The 18157-nt window shown below is 58.9% G+C and carries 12 protein-coding genes; 4 read left to right on the top strand and 8 right to left on the bottom strand.

What is annotated here, in order from left to right; translation table 11 throughout:
- Positions 1–11 precede the first annotated feature (11 nt).
- The 4 genes from PG871_RS08365 to PG871_RS08380 are packed head-to-tail and all read right to left on the bottom strand — an operon-like array spanning position 12 to position 4460.
- Positions 12–1298, bottom strand: coding sequence for an ABC transporter substrate-binding protein (locus PG871_RS08365; RefSeq protein WP_270728257.1), 1287 nt, complete (start codon positions 1296–1298; stop codon positions 12–14).
- Between the two features lie 29 nt (positions 1299–1327).
- Positions 1328–2407: a Gfo/Idh/MocA family protein gene (locus PG871_RS08370; protein ID WP_270728258.1), complete on the bottom strand. Its 1080-nt coding sequence runs from the start codon at positions 2405–2407 to the stop codon at positions 1328–1330.
- On the bottom strand, positions 2404–3423 hold the full coding sequence (locus PG871_RS08375; RefSeq protein ID WP_270728260.1) for a Gfo/Idh/MocA family protein: 1020 nt from the start codon (positions 3421–3423) through the stop codon (positions 2404–2406). Before PG871_RS08375 ends, PG871_RS08370 begins: the two co-directional genes overlap by 4 nt.
- Positions 3420–4460, bottom strand: a complete 1041-nt coding sequence (locus PG871_RS08380) for a Gfo/Idh/MocA family protein (RefSeq protein ID WP_270728262.1) — start codon at positions 4458–4460, stop codon at positions 3420–3422. Before PG871_RS08380 ends, PG871_RS08375 begins: the two co-directional genes overlap by 4 nt.
- Before the next feature lie 179 nt (positions 4461–4639).
- Between PG871_RS08380 and PG871_RS08385 the strand changes: the two genes are divergently transcribed.
- The 4 genes from PG871_RS08385 to PG871_RS08400 all read left to right on the top strand — a co-directional run bounded on the left by PG871_RS08385 (position 4640) and on the right by PG871_RS08400 (position 9937).
- On the top strand, positions 4640–5377 hold the full coding sequence (locus PG871_RS08385; protein ID WP_270728263.1) for a GntR family transcriptional regulator: 738 nt from the start codon (positions 4640–4642) through the stop codon (positions 5375–5377).
- Positions 5374–6771 (top strand): glucuronate isomerase, encoded by a 1398-nt coding sequence (uxaC, locus tag PG871_RS08390; protein ID WP_270728266.1) that lies wholly within the window; start codon positions 5374–5376, stop codon positions 6769–6771. The genes PG871_RS08385 and uxaC overlap by 4 nt, the downstream gene beginning before the upstream one ends.
- An 8-nt stretch (positions 6772–6779) precedes the next feature.
- Positions 6780–8081, top strand: coding sequence for a mannitol dehydrogenase family protein (locus PG871_RS08395; RefSeq protein ID WP_270728268.1), 1302 nt, complete (start codon positions 6780–6782; stop codon positions 8079–8081).
- A gap of 152 nt (positions 8082–8233) precedes the next feature.
- On the top strand, positions 8234–9937 hold the full coding sequence (locus PG871_RS08400; protein ID WP_270728271.1) for a thiamine pyrophosphate-binding protein: 1704 nt from the start codon (positions 8234–8236) through the stop codon (positions 9935–9937).
- 100 nt (positions 9938–10037) lie between these two features.
- On the opposite strand, the gene betC is transcribed toward PG871_RS08400, so the two are convergent.
- The 4 genes from betC to PG871_RS08420 all read right to left on the bottom strand — a co-directional run bounded on the left by betC (position 10038) and on the right by PG871_RS08420 (position 17750).
- The gene (gene betC, locus PG871_RS08405) at positions 10038–11573 is read right to left on the bottom strand and encodes a choline-sulfatase (RefSeq protein WP_270728273.1); all 1536 of its coding nucleotides are present in this window, start codon (positions 11571–11573) and stop codon (positions 10038–10040) included.
- Positions 11574–11833: 260 nt separating this feature from the next.
- Positions 11834–13246, bottom strand: coding sequence for an HlyD family efflux transporter periplasmic adaptor subunit (locus tag PG871_RS08410; RefSeq protein ID WP_270728276.1), 1413 nt, complete (start codon positions 13244–13246; stop codon positions 11834–11836).
- Complete coding sequence (locus PG871_RS08415) at positions 13243–15318, bottom strand: ATP-binding cassette domain-containing protein (RefSeq protein ID WP_270728279.1); 2076 nt, start codon at positions 15316–15318, stop codon at positions 13243–13245. Before PG871_RS08415 ends, PG871_RS08410 begins: the two co-directional genes overlap by 4 nt.
- An 11-nt stretch (positions 15319–15329) precedes the next feature.
- Complete coding sequence (locus PG871_RS08420; protein WP_270728281.1) at positions 15330–17750, bottom strand: calcium-binding protein; 2421 nt, start codon at positions 17748–17750, stop codon at positions 15330–15332.
- Positions 17751–18157 lie beyond the last annotated feature (407 nt).

Consider the following 18157-nt stretch of genomic DNA (forward strand, 5'->3'; position numbering starts at 1 on the left):
GGTTTTTGAGTTTACTCTGTTGCGGCCATGGCTTCGGCCAGATCAGACTTGGCGCGTTCCATGGCTTCTTCGACGGTCAGTTCGCCAACAATCGCCTGGCTCACACGCTGCAGCGTGATGTTGAACATCGCGCGGTTGTGCTTGTAGCCTTGGTATTTGATCGCAATTGGGGAAATTCCCGCAACCTGTGCGGCAAACGCGTTCAAAGCCTGAGATGCGGCCGGGGTGGCGTCGATGTAGTCCACAGGAGCGGAGGCAACACCAGCGTGAGCCGGGATGTTGAGCGTCTTGGCAGTCAGGTGGTTATAGTTGTCCTGTTGCGCGAGGAAGTCGATGACTTTGGCCACCGCTTCGGGGTGCTCGGTCTGTTCAAAGCCAACCACGCCAGCGCCGCCGGGCATGCCGGTACAGCCGCCTGTGCCACAGGGGGAGCCGACAACTTTCCAGTCAAAATCGTCGCCGATGCTTTCGCTCATTTTCTGGATCTGCCAGGAACCGGAGAAGTAATAGACCAGATCGCCGGAGATGAATTCAGCCTTGGCGTCCTGATAAGACGAGCCGCCCGAGCCGCCCCAGACGTCGCGCGCCATGGTGCCGTCGTTGTGCCAGCCGACAAATTTCTCGACATAAGCGGTAAAGGCATCGTCCACCAACATCGCGTCGCCGTTGTCGTCAAACAGCTTGGCACCATAAGAAATCGCGGGGCCAGCAATGCGGTGGCCGGAGCGGTCCATCGCCATCGGATAGGTCACGCCTGTGGCTTTGGCGACCTTATTTGCAGCAGCGGCCCATGTGTCCCAATCGGCGTCGTTGCCGGGGACCTCTACGCCTGCTTGTTCAAACAAGGTCAGGTTCACAAAGGGACCGGTGACGGTCAGCTGGCTGTGCATGCCATAGATGCCGGCGTCGTCTGCGGATTTGCGGTACCACGGCTGGGTCGCGCCGAAGTTGGCGTCCCAATAAGCGCCGTCCACATAGGGCGATAGGTCGAGGTAGTATTGGCTCAGGCCGCCGAGGTCGGTGACTTTGGCGATGTCGGGGCCGGTGCCCGCGGCCAACTGAATCGGCAGGTTTTCGAGAATTGCTTTGTACGGCACGTCCTCGATCAAAACGGTGATGCCGTCGTTGGCGGCTTCAAATTTGTCAAGAATCTCGCGGTAGGTGTCACATTCGTTGCCGTCAGAGGAGCACATAAAGCGCACTTCTTGCGCCGAGGCGCCGGTTGAGACGGTCCCAAACGACACGGCCAGCGCGCCAAGGGCCAATGCGCCCTTCATTTTGGAAATCGTTGGTTTCATTTAATTTTCCTCCCAGAAAGTGATCCTAATTATGGGTGTCGGGCAGGCGCCCAACCTTGATACAGCGGGGTGGATCGACCCAGCGGTAATGTGATGGCACGTCCCTCGCGTGCCGATTGATAGATCGCTGCCACCAATTCGATCGAGCGGCGGCCATCCATTATGGTCACCGCGCGATGTGGCGCGCCGTTGATGTGGTTTGCGAGTTCGGCGAAAAAACCGGCAAAGCCCGCACGCACGTCGCCGACTGAAGCGACGACGGCATCAACTTGTGCCTGATCCGCCGGATCGCGGGCGGTGAACGTCCATGTGTCGGTGGCAGGCGCATAGGGGGCGGAACCGCTTTCGGCGGTCAGTTTTTCAAAGACAATGCGCAGGCGGCTGGTGTCTGAGGCGGCGCCCAAAGTGATCGAACTGGTGGCGACACTGCCGTTTTTCATGCGAAATGAAATGGCAGCGCAGTCCTCGACTTCGATGGCATTGACCAAGGTGTTGGTAGTGGCCGACAGGCTCTCGATGGGGCCCATGATCGTGGTTAGCAGGTCGTGGTTGTGAATGGCGTGGCCCAAAACCGCACCGCCATTTTCCCCTTCCCATGTGCCGCGCCACGGCACGGCGTAATAGGCCGCATCGCGGTTCCAGTGGGTTTCAAGGCTTGCGGCATAAGCCGCACCGGTAAGCCCTGCGTCTTGTAGAGCTTGCAGTTGGCTCATGGCCGGGCCAAAGCGGTACTGAAAAACCGGTGACAGGATACGATTGGTGTCTGCGGCGATATCGATTAGCGCGTCTGCGTCAGCCAGAGACGGCACAAGCGGTTTTTCACACACCACGTGTTTGCCCGCCAGCATCGCGTCGCGGGAGACGGGAAAGTGCAGGTGTGGCGGCAGGCAGACGTCGATCAAATCCACGTCTGCATCGGCCAGCACGGACTGCATGTCTGAGCTGACGGTTATGGAGTTGGTGTCGCCCGTAACCTCGTCCAAAACATCGTGGGCACGCGCCTCGTCCAGATCGCAGAGGGTTTTCACGCGATAAAGATCGGGCAGCGCCAGATAGCCGTTAAGGTGCTCGCGGCCAATACCTGCGCCGATGATGGCAACTGTGATCATGCGCTGAGGCTCCCCTCGGCCATCATCTGTGCGGTGATGCCAAGTTCCATGACCTTGAACACGTGCGCTTGGGGGGCGGCTGTTTCAGTGCGGTTGCGGATATCGTTGATAAGGCGAGAGAAATAGGGAAGGCCCGCATCAGAGCAGTCGATTTTCTCGCAGCGGTCTCCGTTGACCAGATAGAGGTGATCGATGCCATCATCACGGGCCACGTCCACGTATTTCCGCAACTCGATATAGCCTTCGGTCCCGAGAATGGTCAGGCGGCCATCACCCCATGTGGGCAGAGCGTCAGGCGTGTACCAATCCACGCGTACATATCCGTGGGCCTGATCGCTCTTGAGGCTCATTTCGCCAAAATCCTGAAGGCCCGGCGTCTGTGGATTGGCGTAATTGGCAACATTTGCCATGGTGATTTCGGCGTCGGTCGAGCCGGTGAAATAGAGGAACTGGTCGATTTGGTGGCTGGCAATGTCGGTGATAATGCCACCATAGGCCTCACGGTCAAAAAACCAGTCGGGGCGGGTGGGTTTGTTGAGGCGGTGCGGGCCCATGCCGATGGTTTGCACCACTTTGCCGATGACGCCTTTGGCCACCAGTTCGGCGGCCTTGGTCACTGAGGCGACCTCAAAGCGTTCGGAAAAATCCACCGTCCAGATGCGGCCGGTTTCGGCAACTGTTGCCTTGATTGCCTCTAGTTGTTCAAGCGTGGTGCAGCCGGGTTTGTCGGCCATGACGTCTTTGCCCGCGCGCATCGCTGAAATCGCGCGATCCGCCCGCAGCGCAGGAATGTCTGCCGTGAGGATAAGGTCAATGTTTGGATCGTCCAGCAAGGTCTGCATCGCGTCGACACGCGGCACATTGGGAAATTTCTCGCCGAATTTCTCGGAGACACGGGTGTCATGTGCCGTCCAAACGCCAACAAATTCGGCGCCTGCGTCGATCAGGTTCTGGGCCATGCCAAAGATGTGGAAATGCTCAAGGCCGATGGCTGCAAATTTGAGGGGCGCGTTCATGGGTGCTCCGTTAATGGAAGGTCGAGGGCGCGGCCTTGTCGGGAGGAGGCCACAAGCGTGTCGATGAGACGTTGGACGGCAAGCGCATCACGGCCCGAGACAGCGGGCGCGCGGCCTTCTGTCAGGGCGTCGATGAAATCCTGATAGATGCCTTGGTGCCAGGCGTGGGTGAAGGCCATCGGGTCGGCGCCACCGCCGGACGTGACGGGTTGGCCGATGGTTTCACGGCGACCGTCCTGATACGAGATATCGAGCGCTCCGGGGCTAAGTACCGCTGAGCCCAACGTGCCATGCACGGTGATGGTTTCGGCCGCGCCCGGGAAGCTCGCGGTGCTGGCAGTCAGCGAGCCAACTGCGCCGCTTGCGAATTCCAGACCGGCGGACACAAAATCTTCGGCTTCCATGTGGTGCAGGTCTGTGGTGCGGGCCATGGCCTGCACGCGGGTGACTGGCCCTAACAGCGCGAGCATCAGGTCCAGTGTGTGAATTGATTGCGAGATCAGCACACCACCACCGTCGCGACCATAGGTGCCGCGTCCGGGCTCGTCGTAGTAAGATTGCGGGCGCCACCAGGGGACCGAGACCTCGACCAGAGCAACTTTGCCAAGGCTGCCGGCGTCCAGTTGGGCCTTCAGCGCCAAGGCAGACTCGCGCATGCGGTGTTGCAGAAAAATGCCAAGGGAGACGTTGGCTGCCTCGCAGGCGGTGACGATGTCTCGGGCCGCGCGAAAGCTGCGCTCGACCGGTTTTTCCATGAGAATGTGTTTGCCGGCCGCGGCCAGAGTGTCGACCAAGTCCTTACGTGCATCGGGCGGTGTGCAAATGGCGACAATGTCGACATCCCGCGCAGCGGCGAGGTCGGCGGCGGTGGTGTAAATTGTCGGCGGCGAGTCGGGGTCGCAATGATCAGCCGCAAATTTGGCTGCCTTATCGGGATTGCGCGACATTACGCCCGTTAGGCGTGCGCAGGAGGCGTCGCGAATCGCCTGAACGTGTGTTGCGGCCACCATACCGAGGCCGACAAGCGCAATATTCATTGGCGTTTCCCTCCTGTTTTGTCCGGCGTTCTGCACGGGTTCTAGTTGATTACCATACCGGTATACCGGTTGTAAACAAAATGGATACCGGTATACTGGCGCTGCGTCACTTTCGGGCACGGTCCCCTTGTGCGCGCTGGAAAGGCGCACATCACGTGATGCAGAGAGGCAGGCAGCGTATGCGACAACCCGGGCAGGGCAAAACTGAGGGCCATGAGGCGGCCCCTTTGGCGGTTCTGGACGCCGCGCAGATAGATTTGGCAGCGCCCGCGGGCGACCAAGTCTATCAGCTGCTGCGCGGGCCTATTCTTGAGATGCAGTTGCCACCGGGCTGTCCAGTTTCGGAAGCCGAACTTGGCAGCCGGCTTGGGGTCAGCCGTACCCCTGTTCGCGAGGCCCTGATGCGGTTGCGCGAAGAGGGTTTGATCAACACCTATCCGAGCCGCGGGAGTTTTGTCGCCACCCTTAGCCGGGAGCGGATTTTAGGGGCGCAGTTTTTGCGTGAAGCCATAGAGCTTGCCATTGTCCGGCGCGTGATGGCTGAGGGGTTGCAGGCGGATGATCTGGACGCGCTAGAGGGCAATTTGGCGGCGCAATCCCTCGCGGCGGAAGCTGAAGATTTTCCACGTTACCACACGCTGGATGATCAGTTTCACAGGTTGCTGGCAGCTGCCACGGGCCTGCCACGTACTGCCGTGGTTTTGGAGCGGGAAAAGATACAGTTGGATAGGCTGCGTTGTCTGTCGCTGAAAGTGGACGGCCAATTGCAGTCGCTGCTTGTTGAGCATCAGGCGATATTGGACGCCATCACAAGCGGCGACGAAGCGGCGGCGGTGACCAAAATGCAGGCGCACTGCCGGACCGTCTTGAACGTACTTGAAACATTGTCACAGCAGCATCAGGACTATTTTGAATGACCTCTGAGACCGACCAAGCGCCGATTGGCACCGCATTGCATCTGCCTGACACGGCGCGCGCGCTTTATGACACTGTGCGCGATCTGCCAATTGTCTCGCCGCATGGGCATTGCGACCCGAATTGGTTTGCCACAAATCAACCGTTTCCCGACCCCGCGTCACTGTTGATTGTGCCGGATCATTACCTGTTTCGGATGCTTTTCAGTCAGGGCGTGGATTTGCGCGACTTGGGCGTGGGCGTGCCAGAGGAGCAGCGCGACGGGCGCGCTATTTTCCGCTTGTTCGCCAGCCATTGGCACAAGTTTCGCGGCACACCAAGTTGGCTTTGGATGAATGGCACCCTGCGGCAATTGTTTGGTATCAGCGAGCGGCTGACTGTTGAGAGTGCTGACCGGATTTACGATGCGATTGATGCGCGGCTGCACGGCGCCGACATGTTGCCAAATGCGCTTTTGAAAAGTTTCAAAATTGAGGTTCTCGCAACAACCGATGGCGCGTTGGACGACCTTGGGCACCACAAGATCGCACAAGGCCAGGAGCTTGCCGCACGTGTCATTCCGACCTTCCGGCCGGATAGCGTGATCAATCCCGAGCACCCGGATTATCAACGCGATCTTGTCATATTGGGCGAGATCACGGGCGAAGACACGGGTGATTTCGTCGGCTATTTGCGTGCTCTACAAACGCGGCGGGCATATTTCCGTGATTTGGGGGCAACCGCGACAGACCATGCAGTGCAGGACTTGATGACCTGCTGGTTGGATTGGTCCGAGGCTGCAGAGCTTTTCGCAAAAGCCCGCCTTGGTCAGCTGGATGTCGCAGAGGCCAACCGATTGCACGGCCACATGTTGACCGAAATGGCGCAAATGTCGGTGGATGATGGCATGGTGATGCAGCTGCACGCCGGGTCGCGCCGCGGCACCAATCATGCCCTTAACAAGGCCTTTGGGCCGGATATGGGTGCGGACATTCCGACGCGCACCAATTGGGTTGCGGGTCTTGAGGCGCTGCTTAATCGCGTGGGCAATGCGCCGAACATGCGGCTGTTGGCATTTACGTTGGATGAGAGCAGCTATGCCCGCGAGTTGGCCCCGATGGCTGGCCATTGGCCCGCGCTGCGCCTTGGTCCTCCGTGGTGGTTTCACGACAGCGCCAACGGTATCGAACGCTATCTGGAACAGGTGGTGGAAACCGCCGGGTATTGGAACCTTGCGGGATTTAACGATGACACGCGCGCCTTTATGTCGATCCCCGTTCGGCATGATCTGTGGCGGCGCGGGGTGTGCAGGCATTTGGCCTCACAGATGGAGAAACGTTTGTTTGACCGTCGCGATGCCGAAGAAATTGCCCGCCTTCTCAGCCGCGATCTTGCGGTGGACGCCTATAGACTGTGAGAGCAAATATGAAACGGATTTTTCACATCGGCGTCGGCAATTTCTTTCGTGCGCATCAGGCGGCTTTCACACAAGGCCTGGCAGGTTGGGAAATTGTCGGAGCGTCGCTGCGTTCACCACACATGGCCAAGATGCTGGCCTCTCAGGGTGGCAGCTACACCCTGGCCGTCAAGGATCGCTCAGGTACAAAGTTTCAAAAGATCGATGTGCTCAAGGACGTTTTGGTGGCGCCGCAGAATCCTGACGCGGTTTTGCAAATGATTGCCGAACCGGCCATCGCCATCGTAACGATCACGGTCACCGAAAACGGGTATTGCCTTGCGCCGGACGGCACACTTGATCTTAGCCACGACGAGGTGGCGCAGGACTTGGCGACTGGCACGGCCGTGACCTTACCAGCTCTTTTGGCGCGCGGGCTTGAACGTCGCTGGCTTGCCAAGGCGGGGCCAATCACGGTGATGTCTTGTGACAACCTGCCGGAAAACGGGCGTAAGTTGGCTGCGGCTGTGACGGCTTTTGCAAAAGCAACGGGGATGGAATTGGCGGCATTCTCGCCGGATTTTGTGCGTTTCCCAAACGCAATGGTGGATCGCATTACGCCTGCGACAACAGATGCTTTGCGCCAAGAAGTCGCCGAGCAGACCGGATGGGTAGACGCCGCTCCGGTGGAAACCGAGGCATTTGCAGAGTGGGTGATCGAGGACAGGTTTGCCGGACCGCGCCCCGCGTGGGAGAGCGCTGGCGCGCAGTTTGTGTCGGAAGTGGCGCCGTTTGAGATGCGCAAATTGCGGATGTTGAACGGGGCGCATTCTTATCTGGCTTACGCGGGGCAGCTTGCGGGCCACACGTATGTGCATGAAGCCATCGCCGATCAGGCCTTGCGCGCAGATGTGCAGGCGTTGTTTGAGGCAGCGCAGGCGACCTTGCCGCCGGCGTCGGCGCAAGACGCGGTGGCCTATGGTCAGTCACTTTTGACGCGTTTTGAGAACCCCGGATTGAAACATGCCCTGGCGCAAATCGCCATGGATGGCAGTTTGAAAATTCCGATCCGGTGGGGCGGCCTTATAGGGACCAACGCAGGTGAAGCGGTAATGTGCAAAGGGCTCGCGGCTTGGGTCATTTGGGTGTGGGGAGTTATCCAAAACGGCGACACACTGGCGGACCCGGCGGCGGAACGCATTGCGAAAATTTGCGCCGCAGCAGACGACGCCGCGGCCGCGGCGGTGCCTTTGTTGGACTTGATCGCATCCGGCATCGATCGACCGGATCTTGGGCGAATGGTGCAGGAAACGGTGAGGCGGGCGCTCTGACACCCGCGAAGGGACGGTGTTTTGAGCCTTTGCGGTGTATCAGATTTAAGGGCGGCAAAAACATCGGGGTCGGGTGGCTGTTTTCGGGTTGCCGCGGATGATCTGCGCTGATCAGATGGCGGCAATTGATGGCCCAAAAACCGGAGCGCCCTATGCCCAATTCGACTTTTGACACAGCTGCTGTACCACGTCACGGCGGGCGTATTTTGGCAGATCAACTGGCCATTCTGGGCATTGAGAAAGTGTTCTGCGTGCCGGGTGAAAGCTATCTTGGTTTGCTGGACGGTCTTTATGATCACGCGGATCAGATTGACGTTATCACTTGCCGCCACGAAGGCGGCGCGGCGAATATGGCGGACGCTTATGGCAAATTGACCGGCAAACCGGCGATTTGCGCGGTGACGCGCGGACCCGGCGCGACCAATGCGTCCAACGGCGTGCACACTGCGTTTCAAGACAGCACGCCGATGATCGTGCTGATCGGGCAGGTGGCCACCTCGATGATAGACCGCGAAGCTTTTCAGGAAATCGATTATCGCCGGATGTTTGGCGAAATGGCAAAGTGGGTGGCGCAAATCGACGACATCAGCCGTATTCCCGAGTACATTTCGCGGGCATGGCATGTGGCCACATCCGGACGGCCCGGACCGGTGGTTTTGGCATTGCCAGAAGACACGTTGTCGGCTGTGGCGGCGGTAAATGATGCGCGGCCCGCCAATGTTGGATTTGGCGCGCCGGCGCCGCAGGACATGGCTCAATTGGCTGAAATGCTGGCAACTGCGCGCAAGCCTATGCTTGTGGTGGGCGGTCCGGGATGGAGCGCCAAGACCGCCGAATTGACGCGGCAGGTGGCGGAAAAATTCGATCTGCCCGTGGCCACGACCTTCCGCTGTCAGGATTACTTTGACAACGGCCACCCGAACTATGCCGGCGTGATTGGCATCGCTGCATTGCCGTCGCTTTTGCAAAATGTGCGGGAGGAGGCGGATCTGTTGATCACCATCGGTAGCCGTTTTGGCGAGATGACGACCCAGGGCTATGAATTGATCGACAGCCCGGTGCCGCAAATGCCCTTTGTGCATGTGCATCCCGGCCCGGAACAGCTGGGCCATGTCTATGCGCCTGATCTTTCGATTGTGTCGTCTGCCGAGAATTTTCTGAGCGCAATGCTGGGTATGGCTGCACCGGACATGGACCGGTCTGACTGGACCCCCAAATTTCACGAGCGGTATCAGGCGTATCGTATTCCCACAGAGGTGCTGGGGGACTTGAACATGGGGCATGTGATCCGGCATGTGTCTGACACTTTGCCCGCGGACACAGTTTTCACAAACGGGGCCGGAAATTACGCAGTCTGGCTGCACCGGTTTCACGCCCATCGCGCCTATCGCACGCAGTTGGCGCCGACCAGCGGGTCGATGGGATACTCGGTTCCGGCCGCGGTGGCCGCTAAGATCGAAAACCCCGACCGCACTGTGGTTAGCGTCGCGGGAGACGGTTGTTTTCTGATGACCGCACAGGAAATGGCGACCGCCAAAAAATACGGGGCGGGGGTCATCTATCTGGTGGTAAACAATGGCATGTACGGCACAATCCGAATGCATCAGGAACGCCACCATCCGGGGAGAGTTATCTCCACCGATTTGGTGAACCCGGAGTTTGTGACCTATGCCAACTCCTTTGGCATTCCGGGCGAAGTGGTGTCGCGCACCGAGGATTTCCCGGGCGCCTTGCAGCGCGCACAGGCGTCTGACGCGGGATATTTGATTGAGCTGCGGGTCGATCCGGAAGCGTTGACGCCAGCGCAATCGCTGTCGGATGTGCGCGCGCAGGGTGTGGCGGCACAAAAGGGATAAAGCCGGCATCCGGCGCGCCTCAGCCGTCAGCCCATCGGCTTTGACCGGATTTGGATAGGGCGACACGCTGTTGCGTGTGGCCGGCCGAGTTTTTTTGTACCTAACCGTCGTCTTTGAGAGGCGGGAAGCGGTAAAAGTTGTTCGCCTCGGCCCAATCCATGTGATTGCGCACATATTGTTGGGATGCATCGGACGGCGGATTGTAGTCCCAATGCTCGCCTGCGCCTGCTTCCATCGCTGCATGAAGAGCGCGCCGTGATTTTTGGGTTGCGATAACCTTTTTGCGCAGGGCCTCACCGTCCCAGCGGTCCGCTACTTCTTTGGCAAAGGTTGCCGCCGCCTCGGCATGGTCAGGCAAGGCTGCAAGGTTCACGCGTTCCTCCGGGTCGGCGACCACGTCATACATTTGCGGTGGATCAATGTCGCAATGCACGTACTTCAAAGGTCCGCGCCGGATCATGAACACCGGGTACGGCGTCATTTCGGCGCAGTATTCGCCAATGGCCTCGTCTTTGGGGTCATTTTCGCCGCGCGCCAAGGGCATCAATGACCGACCGTCGATAGGTTCTCCGACGATGTCGGGTGTGCCGCCTGCGATGTCGAGCATGGTTGGCAGCATGTCGACCAGTGAGCACGCGTTGGGCGCGCGACCTTGTGCGATCCCGGGGCCGGCCATCACCAAAGGCACCCGTGCGGAATGTTCAAAGAAGTTCATTTTGTACCACAAATCCCGCTCACCCAGCATGTCGCCGTGGTCAGCAGTGACAATCACAATGGTGTTGTCGAGTTCCCCCATCTCTTGGAGGGTTTGCGTTAATTCGCCGATTTTGCTGTCAAAATAGCTGACGTTGGCCAAATAGGCGCGCCGGGCGCGCAAAACTTCTTCGTCAGTCAAAGGTTTATAACTTGCCTCAATCCCGTCCAGCAGGCGTTTTGAAAAGGCATCTTGCTCTTCCATTGGGGGCACAAACGCGGGCATGTCCACGTCGTCGTCCGAATATAGGTTCCACCATTCCGGCCGGGCAACGTATGGGTCATGCGGGTGAATAAAACTGGCGACCAATGCAAATGGCGCGTCCTTTCCTTGACCGCGCCCACGGGCGACATCAATCAGCCAACGCTTCGCGGCAAAGCCGACCTCATCGTCATAGTCGATCTGATACGTGGCCTGCGCGACGCCGCTTTCTTTGACGGTCTGCATATTGTGATACCACTTGTCGATGCGTTCATCGTGGGCTTCCCAATCCGGGGTCCAGGCAAAATCGGATGGATATATGTCGGTTGTCACACGATCCTCAAACCCGTGTTTCTGGTCGGGGCCAACGAAATGCATTTTGCCCGACAGGCACGTACGGTAGCCGAGAGCCTTGAGATAATGTGCAAATGTGGGCACCGAAGCGCGAAATTCGGATGCATTGTCATAAGCGGCAATCCGGCTGATCAGCTGGCCTGACATAAACGAAAACCTGGACGGTGCGCACAGAGGTGAGTTGCAGTAGGCGGCGTCAAAACGCATGCCGCGTGCGGCCAATGCGTCGAGGTGGGGGGTCTTGGCAGTTCGATGGCCATAGGCACCGGTGAAATGGGGTGCAAGTTGGTCGGCCATGATGACCACGATGTTTGGACGGTCTGTCATAAGAAGCTCCGGTCAAAAAAATGTACGTGATGGCGAGAGTGTCACGTCAAACCGGAGGCGGTTGGTAATGCATCACTTTGCAGTGGGGTTTTCGGGTTTGCACAGACCGAATGCCATGTTCCTTGCGCGCCCCAAAGGGCAAGCGGGTCAGGGCACAGTGGTGGCACATTGCGAGAAATCCTTGTGTCGATGTCGGCCACACTGCGCGCTTGGCGCGCGCTTTCAAAGTGAAATCTTGCAGGCGCGCTTTCGGCCAGCCTTCAATCTTGGAGGGCTTTGGCCAGGAAGTCCAAAAAAGGTCCAATCAAATAGTCGGAGAAAGTTGTCTCGCGTCCGGCGAAAATCAGCGACACGGGCATATCAATCGATAATGTCAGGCCCTCACCCATCTGTGCGCGCAGCTCCTTCATGTCTGCCGCATTAATCGTTGCGACACCGTCATAGCCAAGAACCATGCCGTCATTGTTGCGTCGTGCCTCGGGCGACAGGGATAGGATTTGAACCCGCACCTTGGGGTGGTTGCGTTGAGGCAAGCTTGAAACCGTCAGGTGACCTTGCATCCCGATGCGTGTTTGGTCGATGGCGTGGGGTGGCACCACAAAGGAAACGCGATGGGATTGGGTCGGGCGCGTCAAGGTCAACACGGTTTCGCCGCGCGGCACAAACATTTGGTCGGTATCATAATGCAGACGCGTGATCGTGCCGTCCGTCGGCGCACGTAATTCCGCGCTGCGCACTTGAGCGTCCAGTCGCAGAATTTGCATACGAATGCGCGGAATGGCTTCCGCCACTTGCCCTTGGCGGTCCAGAAGCTTCTGGCGCAGCTCCAACTCTTCGGCTTTGATTTGCAATGCGACTTGTGCGGTTTGGGTTTGCAGCGCATTCACTTCAGCCCGTTCCGCGCGCATGCTGGCATCCAGATCCAGCATGGCCTCAAGCAATGTGTCGTTGTCCGACGCGCGCAACGCTCCGGTTTGGACCAATGTGCTGTAGCGGTCAAACCTGGCTTGCATCGAGGCCCTTTGCTGGGTTCGGGCCAGCAAACTGTTCTCAAGCCCGGCCGCCCGGTTGCGCATTGCTTCGGCGGTTTGCGTGGTCGCGTCGCGCCGGACATGCAAAGCCTCCATCATATTGCGGATGCGCCTCGCGGATTGGGTGGTGCTGCGCGAGGTCTGTTCTGTGGCCTGAGGGGCCGGGAGAGGTTGGTCGGATTCAAACGACAACTCAGGTCTGTGATTGAGTGTTTGCAGGGGGGCGTCAGGGCGCGCAGGCGCCACCGATTCACCCGCCTGCAGGTTCAGTGCCCAAGCCAAGGCGTCCCGCTGATCAAGCAGCAATTGCAGGCTTTTTTGCAACTGCGCCCGTTGTGCGATTTCGTTGGAGACGTCCATGTGCACAAGGATCTGACCGGCCGTCACTGATTGATGTTCCTTGACCAATACCGCCTTTATGTCGCCGCCAAACGGGTGTTGGATGTCGAAGTTTGGCTGCGGGGCGTTGAGGTGACCGGTGGCGTGGATGGACGTGGCGAGCGGCGCAAGCGCGGCCCACCCAGTAAAGATCAGCACGAACAAAAGCACAGAAGCAAAGCCGGCCCGCAGCGGGCGAAGCACCTGGGCGGGTAATTCGCTGCCTTGGTGGGCGGGGTTTTCAGATATGGCGGGAGTGCTCAATGTGGCGCCCTTCCATTGAGTGTTCCCTCAGGGATAGAGAGGGCCGCACGAAAGACGGTTTGGCCGTCCGCCGAACGGATATCAAAGGCATCGCTCATACTGGAAATAGCCGCGATTGCGGACTCATCCGGAGGTAGCTCGGTTGGAGCGACATGTGAGGTTTTGAGCAACGAGGCCACCTTGTGCACTTTGGGAGCAACGGAGGAAGGCCGATCCTCGGTCATGGAGATTTCGCAGCTGTTCTCGTTGAGGAACCGAAAATGGAAACTGGCGGCGCGTAGCTCCTCCTTTGGGCCGTCGGCCAAGGCGAGATTGAAAATTTCAGCCGCGAGGCGTTCGGTTTTTTTCGACAAATCCGCATCGCCGCTGCGTGTAAATTGGGCGCCGACCCAATCCGTCAAATCTTGTAACGAGGTTTCCATCAATGGCAGTTCAATTCTCCGTCGGCCCGCATGCATGCGCTCAAGCACTTCTGTTCTAGGTCCAAAATCGACCATGCGCCCCTGTTCAAGGGAAAGGACATAATCCGCCAATCCCATAAGTCCGGATCTGTGGATCACCATAACGATGGTTGTTTCCATCTTTTTCAAGCGCGCCAACGCTGCACATAGCTGCCGTTCCCCGGCCGCGTCCAGCAGGGCGTTGGGTTCGTCCAGAAACAGGTATCGTGGCGAGTGGTAAATGGCGCGTGCCAAAGCAACACGTTGTTTCTGGCCAGCAGACAGAAGATGAGGCTGTGATCCTATGTCGGTATCGTAGCTTTGCGGAAGCGCGCTTATCAGCCCATGAACGCCGGCGGTTTTGGCAGCGGCCACAATGCACGTGCTGTCCGCGTCTGGGGAAAACCCACTGATGTTTTCAGCCAAAGTGCCGTGAAACAAATGCGCATGTTGCGGGAGGTAGCCGACATGAGCGCCCAAGCTGGGAACGGGCAGAGTCTTTATATCGGTTTCCTCGAGCAACACTGAGCCGATGGGGCAGGGGGCAACACCGCTCAGAGCCTCCAAAAGCGTGGTTTTCCCGCCGCCCGACGATCCGACAACCGCAAGACAACTTCCTGGCGGTAACGCAAAGCTGATTTTTTCGAGCCGCGGCGGCGCCCCGCCACCGCGCGGAAAAATCAATCCTTTGCAGCTGAGAGCCCCGGATAAATCCGGGATTTCGGTGGCTGACGCGGTGGCTATATCCGCAATTGCCTCCAACCGATGAAACGCGCTGCGGGCGGTGATCATTTGCGGCCATTGGATCAGCACCTGCTCAACGTTGGCGACGCTGCGGGCAAGGATCAGGCTGGCGGCGATCATGCCACCGGCGCTCAGATCGCCGGAAACAACCAAAGCCGCACCCAGACTTAGTCCCAAGAGTTGCGTCGCCCCCCTTAGGAAACCGGACAAGCAGGTGGTTGCCACGGTGGGGCGCGTCATTTGTTCTGCGACCGACAGGCGGCGTGACAGCGTGGCGGAAAACCGATCAAGCAGGTTGCGGAACAGGCCCGGCATACCTGATCCAGCAATCACCACCTCGGCATCGCGCAAAGTGGTGGCCTCCTGCTGCAACAACTGCGCATGTTGCGAACGCACACCGCCCAGAAGACTGTCGCCAGCCAGTCTTACGGTCGCGGTCAGTCCAGCGAGCCCCAGTGCCAAGGCCAGAAACCAAGGATGGATGATCCAGAGAACCATTAGAAACAGGGGTATCCACGGCAGCATTAAGGCTGTGACCGCTGCGCCGCCGGACAGAGCGTTGGACAGCTGGTTTCGATCCGCCATCAGTTCGTCGCGCGCATCTGAAGGTCTGGCAAGAACCGCAGGCAAGCTGGCACGTTCCAGCCAATGGGCGGCGCGATGAAAGCTCACGTCACGCAGATACTCCACCATGGCTTGAAGAACCAGCGCAGCCAATGCCACCGCAAGCAACATCGCCAGCGTGTGCATGTTTCCGGTGGGCACTACGCGATCGAGAACCTGCATCATGAAGATCGGGTTGACCAGAATGGCAAGATTGGTGATCAGACTCAGGGCGACAAGCGGCACGGAAAGCCGCTTGAGCTGGCCAATGTTCGGGCTCGACAATGGCGGTCTCCTCAGAGCAAAAAGTTGCTTTCGTCCAAATCATCGGGCGACACGGATTTGAGGATCAGCCGGTCGTTGACTTCGCCGCCGGTGAGCGCACTGAGATCAATAACGGTTGCCCAGCCCTGATCCTGAATGTGCGATTGCAGATCGGAATAGTCGATGCCGTAGGCCGTCAGATCAATCACATCCTGTTCGGTTTCAAAGTCATGGATCATGTCGCTGCCACCGCCCGCCGCAGACACAAACGTGTCGGCGCTGCCGTCCTGATACCAATTGCCGCCCCACAAATGGTCGTTGCCTGCCCCGCCGCTGAGCGTGTCCGAGCCGGTGCCGCCCACGAGCTTGTCTGAGCCATCGCCACCTTCAAGCTGATCGTTGCCTGTGCCACCGTTCAAAAAGTCACGCCCCGTGCCGCCGGACAGGGTGTCGTCACCGGCGTTGCCAAGGAGCTTGTCGTTGCCAGCCCCGCCTTGAACGATGTCGTCTCCAGCGCCTCCAAACACACGATCAGACCCAGTGTCGCCAGACAGAACATCGTCATCGGCCCCGCCATGCAGCGTGTCATTGCCGCCGCCACCAAACATGGTGTCTTCTCCCTGGCCGCCGCGCAGCTTGTCATTGCCGCCGGAGGTCGGCTCAATTGACGGGTTGCGTACCAGAACAGAGCCCGTCGGGTCGACTTCGGCAAACGGGTCGGGCGCACGGGGGTCTACCGCGCCGTCATTGCTTCCGGTGGACTGGGCCTCAGCCATGTATTCGCTATAGGCCGCGCCTTCGGCCCAATCGATGTTCACCTTATAGATCCCGCCTGCCGCATCCGAGGCCCCATCAAGATCATGGTCGCCCCGGTTAAGGCCGAAGTAGAGGTTGCCATCACCGTCCAGAAATACCGCGCCATAAGCCCCTTTGGGCATTCCGGCGGTCATACCGCCGTCATAAAGCGTCGCGGTGATGGGCACCGAGGTGATAACCGGGGTGGCTCCGTCCTCAAGGCCGGTCAAATCAATGCGATGTACGGTGCCGCTGCCGCCGTTGGTTCCGGGGCTCTCGACAGCGTAAAACACGTCTTCTTCGGCGTTGTAGGCGATGTCATAGGTGCGCCCTTGAAACAGGCCATTCGGCAGGTCGAAATTCGTCGCCTGCGGATTGCCGTTCTCATCCAGAGTGTCGACGTCGATCCGGGTCACGCGGTTGAGGCTGGACTGGAAGGTCCAGAGATTGCCGTCGCTGTCAAAATCACCCACATAATCACCAACCGGTGTCGCCCCGACCCGATGGGCTTCGCCGTTTGCATCAACCATGACCAGATCCCGCACGGACACAGGATTGCCTTGTGCATCCACCCCGTCGGCCTTGGCAATGCCATAGATCAAGTCGTCTTCGGTGTTGAAACCAATCGCGTTGATGCGCAGACCCGTGGGGTCGCCCGCGATTTCATATTGTTCGGTTTGCGTGTCAAATACGTTCAACTGTCCGTCGATCATTTGGTACAGCTTGGACTGGCCGGGCGCGAAAGCGGCAACTTCGATGTCTTCGCCGCCAATCTGCACCTCCTTGGGGTAGGTGCAGATTGGTCCACTGGTGTCGTATTTGGGGCCGGTGTCGGGGGGAGGGAGTTCGCGGAAGGTCAAGGTCCCCTCACCATCTTTGCCGACCACGTCCAGAGTGACTGTTTTGTAGCCGCCGGAATGCGTGTCCATCACGCAGACAACCTCACCCTCCCACAGAACCTCCATCACACAAGAGGAGGATCCGCCCGACAGGTTTGCGGCCATGTCAAAAGACAGGGAATAGGTTTCGCCTTCAACAGTTTGAATTGTTTGTGAAATTTCCGGTGTTCCACTGCTGTCGCCAATGCTCCAACGGCCGCCACCCGCAATTTGTGCGAAGGTGCCGCCGCTGTTTTCGACACCGCCGCTCAGCAGATTTCCATCGGCCAGGTCGCCATGTACAAGATCGTTGCCAGCGCCGGCATTGATGGTGTCGGCGCCAGTGCCGCCCTGACCGGTGTCGTCCCCGCTTTCAAGGTTGACGACATCATCACCCGCGCCACCGTCCGCACGATCGCGCCCTGTGCCGGCGTTGATGCGATCGGCGCCGGCCCCCGCGCTCAGGTCGTCGTTGCCGCCATTTCCGAGCAGCACATCGTCGCCGTCGCCGGTTGTGATGACATCGTTGTAGTCGCGCGACACCGGCTTGCTGGTGGTGTTGATGGCGTCGGGATTGAAGACCCATTGCCCGTCTACAAACGCCCATTCGTCCCCGACCATGTCCCCGGCTGCAAGGTCATTGCCGCTGCGACTGTCGATGGTGTCGCTGCCAGCGTTGCCGTTGATGGAATCGACCAACCCGTCCGGCGACAGGATCGTGTCGTCACCGGTGGTTCCCGTTACGGAATTCACGCCGGCGTCAGGGCTGTTTTGTGCCATAACCAATACCTTTTGAAACAATCAATTTGCGGTCATGGTGCGGCCACAGTGATAAAGAAACGTTAACAGTTCCCCTTTTGTTCAGCTGAGTGCGTCGAGCCGCCTGTGCCTTGGCGCACCAGAACCACCGGCATGTGGTTTGGTTTCAACGGCTTGGGCGGCTCAGTGAAGGCCGGCCTCTATGTGCATGATGGGGAGATACCAATTTAGGAGAGATTGCGCGTCGACAAGGCTATGCGCCCTTTCCGGAGCTGATGTCAGCCACACCGACTCGCCCGTTAGGCGGGGGTGGGGGCCGTGCAGCTCTCCGATCACAGTACGCCGGTGACTTTCGGCTTCAGAATGAAAGTGAGCAGCTGCGTCGAGCCGTGTCAGACCTGACTTTGGGCAGGTTGCTGCTGTGTCAT

The organism is Shimia sp. Alg240-R146, assembly GCF_947331465.1.
Taxonomy (GTDB): Bacteria; Pseudomonadota; Alphaproteobacteria; order Rhodobacterales; family Rhodobacteraceae; genus Shimia.